The 8,454-nt window shown below is 40.9% G+C and carries 11 protein-coding genes; all 11 read right to left on the reverse strand.

Annotated features, from left to right (window positions below; genetic code table 11):
- Positions 1-60 precede the first annotated feature (60 nt).
- The 11 genes from V4467_00175 to mraZ all read right to left on the reverse strand — a co-directional run bounded on the left by V4467_00175 (position 61) and on the right by mraZ (position 8,216).
- A complete protein-coding gene (locus V4467_00175) occupies positions 61-1,029 on the reverse strand; it encodes a DNA-directed RNA polymerase subunit alpha (protein MES2087395.1) in 969 nt (322 codons plus the stop codon).
- A 91-nt stretch (positions 1,030-1,120) separates the two neighbouring features.
- On the reverse strand, positions 1,121-1,729 hold the full coding sequence (gene rpsD, locus V4467_00180) for a 30S ribosomal protein S4 (GenBank protein MES2087396.1): 609 nt from the start codon (positions 1,727-1,729) through the stop codon (positions 1,121-1,123).
- A gap of 87 nt (positions 1,730-1,816) precedes the next feature.
- Positions 1,817-2,248: a 30S ribosomal protein S11 gene (gene rpsK / locus V4467_00185; protein MES2087397.1), complete on the reverse strand. Its 432-nt coding sequence runs from the start codon at positions 2,246-2,248 to the stop codon at positions 1,817-1,819.
- Positions 2,249-2,339: 91 nt separating this feature from the next.
- Positions 2,340-2,720 (reverse strand): 30S ribosomal protein S13, encoded by a 381-nt coding sequence (gene rpsM / locus V4467_00190; protein MES2087398.1) that lies wholly within the window; start codon positions 2,718-2,720, stop codon positions 2,340-2,342.
- A 160-nt stretch (positions 2,721-2,880) separates the two neighbouring features.
- Positions 2,881-2,997, reverse strand: a complete 117-nt coding sequence (gene rpmJ / locus V4467_00195) for a 50S ribosomal protein L36 (protein MES2087399.1) — start codon at positions 2,995-2,997, stop codon at positions 2,881-2,883.
- Between the two features lie 17 nt (positions 2,998-3,014).
- The gene (infA, locus tag V4467_00200; GenBank protein ID MES2087400.1) at positions 3,015-3,236 is read right to left on the reverse strand and encodes a translation initiation factor IF-1; all 222 of its coding nucleotides are present in this window, start codon (positions 3,234-3,236) and stop codon (positions 3,015-3,017) included.
- 192 nt (positions 3,237-3,428) lie between these two features.
- Entirely contained in the window at positions 3,429-4,736 is a 1,308-nt protein-coding gene (gene murF / locus V4467_00205) for a UDP-N-acetylmuramoyl-tripeptide--D-alanyl-D-alanine ligase (protein MES2087401.1), read from the reverse strand.
- A 113-nt stretch (positions 4,737-4,849) separates the two neighbouring features.
- Positions 4,850-6,565, reverse strand: a complete 1,716-nt coding sequence (locus tag V4467_00210) for a penicillin-binding protein 2 (protein MES2087402.1) — start codon at positions 6,563-6,565, stop codon at positions 4,850-4,852.
- A complete protein-coding gene (locus V4467_00215; GenBank protein ID MES2087403.1) occupies positions 6,555-6,863 on the reverse strand; it encodes a hypothetical protein in 309 nt (102 codons plus the stop codon). The genes V4467_00210 and V4467_00215 overlap by 11 nt, the downstream gene beginning before the upstream one ends.
- Positions 6,864-6,880: 17 nt before the next feature.
- Positions 6,881-7,777, reverse strand: a complete 897-nt coding sequence (rsmH, locus tag V4467_00220; protein ID MES2087404.1) for a 16S rRNA (cytosine(1402)-N(4))-methyltransferase RsmH — start codon at positions 7,775-7,777, stop codon at positions 6,881-6,883.
- Positions 7,778-7,781: 4 nt separating this feature from the next.
- Entirely contained in the window at positions 7,782-8,216 is a 435-nt protein-coding gene (mraZ, locus tag V4467_00225; protein MES2087405.1) for a division/cell wall cluster transcriptional repressor MraZ, read from the reverse strand.
- Positions 8,217-8,454: the final 238 nt, after the last annotated feature.

The following is an 8,454-nucleotide window of genomic DNA, read 5'->3' on the forward strand; positions in this document are numbered from 1 at the left end:
TGGATTGTAACATTCGCAGTTATTCGTAGCATTAGTATCATTCGCATATTGGTATGAGAATTACTTCAGAGTAATTCCAAAATTACCCAACACTTTCTTGATCTCCTGAACGCCCTTGCTTCCGAGTCCATCGATGTCAAGAATGTCTTCTTCTTTCTTGCGGGCCAAACCTCCAAGAGTTCGAATGTTGGCGTTGGCCAAGGCGTTTGCAGTTCGAGGAGAAAGATTCAAAGTCTCTACACGAGTTTTCAAAAATTCAGGATCAACATCTTTCTTTCCACCCATTTCAGATTCCATTTTGTCAGAATCTTCGCTTCCAGATTTCAGATCGATTTCCTCTTCCTTAAAACCGACAATGGCTTTAAGTTGTGAGATCATAGTTTGAATTGATTTCTCCAAAGCTTCTTTAGGAAGAATGGTTCCATCAGTTTCAATGAAAATTTGCAAACGATTGAAATCAGTTCGGTTACCTACGCGCATGTTTTCCACTTCGTAATTAACGCGTCGAATTGGAGTGAACACGGCATCAAGAGAAATTTCGCCGATGTTAACGCGTTCCTTCTGGATAATTTCTTTTGGAACATATCCTAAACCTTTCTCAACACGAATCTCAATATCGAGTTCAGTATTTTTGTCAGTGATGCTGGCAATGTGAAGATCAGAATTTAAAATTGTTGCTTGGCCTGGGCATTCAATGTCAGCCGCGGTTACTTCCTTGATACCTTTGACTTTCAATCTCAAAGTTTGAGGTTCATCTGTCGTCAATGAAATTCTTACTTTCTTCAAGTTAAGAATCATCATAATGACATCTTCCTTGATGCCAGCGATAGTAGAAAATTCATGACTAACACCCGCGATTTTAACTCCGGTGATTGCGGCGCCAGGCAATGAGGAAAGAATAATTCTTCGCAAAGAGTTACCCAACGTGTGGCCGTAGCCAGGATAGAGACCATCAATTTCGTAAATTCCCGTGAAGTTTTCTTCGGAAACTATTTTTGGCTTCGATGGCAATACAATTGAATTTTCCATGATATTTATTATGTGTTAGACCTAGTGGTATTTAATAAATTACAAAGCAAAACTATACATTATTTTTAATAAAAAAGCAAATTTTAGTTGGTTATCTGCGGTAAAATTCCAAAACGGTCGCGATGTCAAACAAAAGTTCAGATTTTACAAGCTTTGGCTTTCCCTGGACGGTTCCAGACATCTTTTCAACATTAAATGAGAGCCATGATGGGGTTGTTGCGTCTTTCATTTTTTCTGCGAGGTTCGCAAAAAGAGCTTTCTTGGCACTTCCCTCTCGAATCTTTATAACATCACCGACTTTGACACTATATGAAGGGATGGTGATGCGGAAATCTTTTATAACAATATGACCGTGAGATACCATTTGTCGTGCAGCCTGGCGAGTAGGGGCAAGGTGCATTCGGTACACAACATTGTCCAATCGAGTCTCGAGTTTTTCGTACAAAAGTTCGTCAGTTTTTACATCTTTCTTTTTCAAAACTTCTTCAGCGTATTTTGCAAATTGTCGTTCGCCAACGCCGTAGTTGTATCGAGCTTTTTGCTTTTCCAAAAGTTGAATTCCGAATTCACTTCGCGCGCGAGGACGAGTTTTAACTTGAACTCGGCGTCCTTCACGTAGGGCAAATTTCTGGGTCTGTGTTTTTTCAAACAGGCCAGTTCCCAGTCGACGTGCTAATTTATACTTTGGTTTGTTTATCATAAATTTAAATTCAGGGTTTAGGGTAGAGGGTTTAGAAAAATAATTTTGATTTTCTGACTATACCCTAACCCCTTTACCCTTCTTGTTTTATACTCTCCTTGGTTTTGGTGGTCTTGGGCCATTGTGTGGCACAGGGGTTGTATCTTTAACTCCCAAAAGATTGATACCTTTTGAAATAAACCCGCGGATTGAAGATTCTCGTCCAGAACCAACTCCTCGGACAACAACTGAGACTTCTTTCATACCCATGGTTGCGGCCTTGAGAGCCAAAGTTTCTCCTACTTTTGCGGCGGCAAAAGGAGTTCCTTTTTTTGCACCCTTAAATCCGAGAGATCCACTTGAAGACCATGCGAGCGCATCGCCTTTTGGACTGGTGAGAAGTAGCAAAGTGTTATTGAAAGTTGATTGCACGTACAAAATACCGGACTCAACCTTTTTCTTAGAAGAGGCTTGAGCCGCAGGAGCTGCTTCTCCCTCTTTCTTTTTTTCATCAGTTTTTACGATGCGTTTTTTTCCCATGTAAGTTTAGTTGTAAGTTGTCAGATTTAAGATTTAAGGAAGAGGATTTTTTAATTTTTCTTACTTTAATCTTTCAACTTAAATCTTTAATCTATTTTTTGTCTACCGCTCTTCGTCCGGTTCCCATGGTTTTTCGTGTGTTTCCACGTCGGGTGCGGGAATTGGTCTTGGTTCGCTGACCTCTTGAAGGTAACCCTCGGAGATGTCGGATGCCGCGGTAGGCTTTGATATCTTTCAATCGTTTGATATTACCGGAAACCTGGCGTTTCAAATCGCCTTCAATTTTGTAGGCTTCAACAATTTTTCGAATAGCATTTTCCTCCTCCACGCTCAATTCTTTAGGCTTTCGGCCAATATCAATTGAGGTTTTATTCAAAATTTCAATCGCGCGAGAGCGACCAATACCGTATAGGCAGGTTAGTGCAACTTCGAGTCTTTTATTGTCTGGAATGGTGATACCTAAAATTCGCATGTGATGCTTTGGTTTTTAAACAAACAGTGCAGAGTAGCGTATCAAATTGGGGTTAAAATGTAAAGGAGATGGGCACGTAACATGGAACATGTAGCCTGGAGCAGAAGACGGAGACTATTTCCGCCATGTTTCGTGTTCCATGCTTTATGCTCCATGCTCTCTAGCCTTGTCTCTGCTTATGGCGAGGATTGGCAGTACACACAACATACACATGTCCCTTGCGGCGGACAGTTTTACATTTTGGACATATTTTTTTTACCGAGGCTTTGACGTGCATAGTATTTAAAACAGTTTTTACAATCTTTTAATAATTCTGCCCTTTCCTCCATACGGCTCAAGTTCAACGGTGACTTTGTCGCCAACCAAAACTCTGATTCGGTGAAGTCTCATTTTTCCGGCAAGATAACATAGTAATTCTTCTTCTACGTTATCAAGTTTAACTTTAAAGAACGTATTTGGTAGAGCTTCTACTACGACTCCAAATACTGCTACCGGTTTTTTTTGTTGATTATCCATCCCGTAGTGAAATTTCAAATTGTTCCTTCGAACAATTGAAAAAATTTTATACTGCGTTACTTACCTAATAAAAACCTTTAAACCTGAACGGTAGAAGCCGCTTCGGCGATCTGAAATTCTACTACGGGATCCATCCGTTTAGTTTGTGCAGTATAGCAGAAATATGCCTACCCAGTCAACCTGTCCGAGCGCTTAGCGATTCCTCCATTCTTTATCCTGGCGAACTAGCAAATCATCTTTAAGCTGCGGTTCCGCCATAATTTCTTCGACAATTTTTTCCATCCGTATTCCTTGCGAGCCCTTTACTAACACCAAATCAGCCTCGCTTAAAATGTCCTGAATATATTTCCCCGCCTCTGCAGATTCATCAAATTGAAAAATGTTCTTTTCGTCCATGCCATTGTTGAGCGCACCATTGGCAATATCTCGCGCCTTGAGACCCACAGTTATTAAAGTATCTGCGATACCAACAGCTTCTTTTCCGGCCTTCTCGTGAGCTTTGACTGAATACTTTCCAAGATCGAGCATATCTCCTAAAACCACAATTTTTTTGCCTGGTGTTTTAATATCGTTAAGAGCCCGGAGAGCTTCGGAGACAGCCACTGGTGAGGAATTATACGTATCATCAATAATAAGACTTCCCTTGATACCGGAAAGAACGCGCATTCGGCCTGGAGGCAATATGCGGCCCTCGAGACCAGAAATCATTTCGACCAAATTGAGTCCCAAACTTTGACCAACAGCGAGCGCCGCCAATACTGGATAAACGTGCTGTTTACCTAAAGCTCCAGAAACCTTGATTGGCACACAACTACCGTTGTGATTTACCTTAAATGTCATACCGGAGATTTTTTTATCGTGACTATTTTTTTCATAGGCTAATTCTATATTTGAAGCCTGAAAATCACTTGGCAAGTCAATACTAAAAGTGATCAACTTCACATGACGTTTGATCTCTCGCATCGCTAACACGTCTTCATCATCGGCATTGAGAAACAGTGTGCCACTGTCCTTTACAGCCTGCACCAGAAAAGATTTTTCGCGTGCCACATCTTTCGGCGAGTTAAAAAATTCAACATGCACGGGCACATCACTCAATTTCGTAACAACGACAAGGTCAGGCTTCAACCACTTGGTGAGATTTCTGATGTCACCCGGATGATCCGCTCCAACCTCAAGAATAAGCCACTTGGGAAAACTACTGGTTAAACGAAAGCATGAAAAAAATCCACGGAAAAGATTGACGCACCAAAGAAACGGATTACTCCATCCGTTCGGCAATCCAAGAATAGTCAGCGGCACCCCGAGGTCACTGTTAAAACTTTTTTCACTTTTGCGGACGTGAAATTCTCCCGACAAAACTGCGTAGATGGCATCCTTGGTACTGGTTTTCCCAACACTTCCCGTAATCGCAATAATTTTGGGACGATACCGCCAGAGCGTTGCGCGGGCTTCGAGGGTCAAAAGAGTTACGATAATTTTTTTAAATACAAATTTCATTTTCAATTTATGATACTAATCTACGAATTATGCTAATACCACGAATAACTACTAATTCTGAATATACACATTTGTAGTTATTAGTAGATTCGTATCCATTAGTATATTGGTATTTATCTATCCGGTGGCACCTTATAATAATTGATCAGGAATTTTACAATTTCCATAAATGGCGCGGTCAAGGTATGAGAAGCAAAATCCCCTCCTACTCCTTTGGGTTCAATAGTATACAGAAAAACGATGAATTTGGGATTATAGGCAGGAAAATAGCCAAAAAACGAGTGCAAGTACCGGTCTCCATAATAGCCTCCACCGGTTGTTTTCGCAATCTGGGCGGTACCAGTTTTCGCGGCAACGCTATAGTTTGGAATTTTCACACTTCCACCAAGCAGAGCCTTATCAACCACCGTAACAAGCATCCGAGAAATGGTTTCGGAAGTTTCAGGCTTCAAAACTTGCGCGCCCTTATCGTAAGAAATTTTTTTGCTGACGCCCAAGGAATAGTCAATTCGCTTTACCAAATGTGGAGTTACCAGATAACCCCCGTTGGCAAGCGACGCCAGCGCTCGCACGGTGCTAATCGGGCTCATGGCGATACCCTGGCCGTAGGAAGCTGTGGCATGTTCAATGTCTCGCGGACTTTCAAGGTTTTTAATGAGACCTGGAGTTTCGTTGGGTAAATCAATTCCAGTTTCTTCGCCCAGACCAAAATTTTTAAAATACTGCGTGAAAAGTTTATTTCCCATTTTGCCGGCAATGTATGCCGCGCCAGTGTTTAGTGAATCATTTAAAATTACCTGCATCTCAACCAAGCCACGACCCTTACCGTCAAAGTTTGAAATTTTTGATCCGTTGAGCGTTAAAAATCCTTTGTCTGTATAAGTACTGGCTGTGGTAATAGTTCCAGAATCAAGCCCAGCCGCCATGGTTAGTGGCTTAACAATCGATCCCATTTCAAAAACATGTTCAACACTTGGGTTACTGAAAATTCCGGGATCGGTTTCGTTTTGCAGGGCATTGGGATCGAAAGTGGGATAATTGGCCATGGCAAAAATTTCTCCAGTTTTCGGATCCATAATAATTCCGCCGGAGGTTTTTGAACCCCACTTATCCTCAATGGCAATTAATTGCTTTTGCAGAAAATCCTGAGCGTTTGGTTCAATCGTGGTAACAATATCACCCTCAAATTTTGACTGCGGATCAACACTTTTTTTGATGCTGGAAAAAATTTCTGCAAAAAAATTTGAATACAAACTCGACGTATCTCGTGACAGAGTGTCGTCGTAATAACTCTCAAGTCCGTACCTCCCCGCAAAAATATCTCCTTTATACCCCACGAGACCCAAAACGTTTGACCCTAAGTTTCCCGATGGATAGTATCGATAGCGATCTTTGTAAATCATAATGCCAGGAAGTTCCAAAGCCTCGATTTTGTCCGCCTCCTCTTCTTCGGTTTTTTTAGCAACTATGGCGTAGGAGCTGTTTTTTTGTTTGGCGTGCTCAAAAAAAGACTCCTTGTCAATTGGGGTAATAGCATTGATTTTCTCGAATGCTACTTGAGCGTCCTCCAACACTTTGGGATTCATGCCGATAGTGTAACCGGTCTTTAAGGTTGCGGCGCTAAAAAGTGTGCCATCTTTGTTTTGGAAAAAAATCTTACCGCGATCATAAATCGTATCGTTCGGACGAAGATACTGTCGTTCGGCTTTCATTCTGAAAGATTCACCTGAAATAATTTGCAGAGAATATAATTTGCCGATGAGAATAACGGCTACCACGACAACACAGAGAGACAGAATACGAATTCGAGTAAACGAATTAGATTTCATTGTTTAAGGTCAATCCCTTAGCCACTGGTGATCGTGAAATATAGGTTGCTGGGGCAATAGCGGTAAAGCCTTTAGAAATTGCCAGGTCGGAGGTCACGTGAGATTTTAATGTGAAATACTTTGTCTCAAGCTTTTCAACATCTCTGCTCAGTGAGCTGATTGATTTTTCAACATTTTGTCGCGCTACGACAGTGAAAATAGTATGGCCCAAAAAATAGATGTACATGCCAAAAAACAGCGCAATACTCCCAATCATAAACCAGAAGATGTTTCTCTTATCCTGTATTTCGTTTTTCATTCTTTCCACCATGGATTTTATTTAATTGCTTCAATAATTCGTAATTTGGCGCTTCTTGATCGTGGATTTTCTGCTACCTCTTCTTCGCTCGGTGTAATGGGTTTTTTGGTGATTAATCTAACTTCCCCTTCTGACGCCATCTTTTTAAAATAATTTTTAACAATCCGATCTTCAATGCTATGAAAAGAAATGACTGCGAACCTTCCCTCTTTTTTCAAATGTTGTACCCCTTTTTCCAAACCTTCTTTAAGCGCCCCTATCTCATCGTTCACCGTAATTCGTAAAGCCTGAAATGTTTTGGTGGCCGGGTGAATTCTTTTATTTTGAAATCTTTTCGGAATGGCCTCTCCTATAACTCGTACTAAATCGGTTGTGGTTTTTATTTCTCCTGACTGTCTGGTAAAAACAATGGCGTGGGCAATTTTTTGTGCAAATCTTTCTTCACCGTAGCTTTCAATAATCTGTGCGATGTTTTCTTCTTGCCAGGTATTTACGATTTCGTAGGCAGTCAAATCTTTCGCTTCGGGAGAATCTTTGAAGGTCATCGACAACGGTTCGTCTTTTTGAAATGAAAATCCCCTACCCGAATCTTCAAATTGATTTGAGCTGAGTCCAAGGTCGAGCAAAATTTTATCAACGGCCTCAATTTTCAAATCTGCTAACACGGCATCTAAATTTCTGAAACTTGATTGCTTGAGAATAATTTTTGCTTTAGCATCTTTAAGACGATCTTTGGCTCTTGCCAATGCATCGCCATCAAGATCAGTGCCAATAATCATTCCTTCTGCACTCAAAATTTTTGAAACGGCTTCGCTATGCCCTCCTCCATTTATCGTGCCGTCCAAAAAGACGTCGTTACGTTTGATGTCGAGTCCGGCTATCACTTCTTGTAAAAGAACACTCTTGTGGATCATGGTTTTACAGGACACCTACTTGCCCCAATTTTTCTGCCAGGGTATCTGCCTGCTTTTCCACCACCTTTTTGTACTCAATCCACGTCTTCTCGTTCCAAATTTCCACTCGGCTCTGAACACCAATCACGACGACCTTACTCTTAAGTCCCGCGCGATCGCGCAGGAAGTCTGGAACCAAAATTCGTCCGATTGAATCAATCTCTGCCTCAACTGCACCTCCAAACATAAAACGGTTAAATCCTCGGTTGTCAGCTTGCAACATTGAGGACTGCGATAACTTTTCTGAAATATTTTTCCACTCGTTTAAGGTAAATAGAAAAAGACAGTTATCAAGTCCGGGTGTAATCACTACTTTCTTTCCCATTTCCTGTCGGAACTTCACCGGCAATGACAGTCGGTTTTTTTCATCTATTGCATGTGTGTATTCACCTATCAGCATTTTCCGTATTCAAAAATTATGATTGTTTTTTCACTCTTGCTACCAAAACTTTCTTTCGTATTGAAACATTTTTTGAAACATAAAAAGAAAACAAATAAGATTTGTTTTTAACTATCACAGTGTATGTTCTTTTTTCGACTTTCATTTTTCGTTAACTTATTACACGGCTCACTATTTTTACCCGCCACACTTTTTAAAATATGCTTGTCAGATGAATACATCTGCCTGGCTATTTTAC

The sequence above is a fragment of the Patescibacteria group bacterium genome (genome assembly GCA_040390045.1).
Classification (GTDB): domain Bacteria; phylum Patescibacteriota; class Minisyncoccia; order Phycocordibacterales; family SIBU01; genus SIBU01.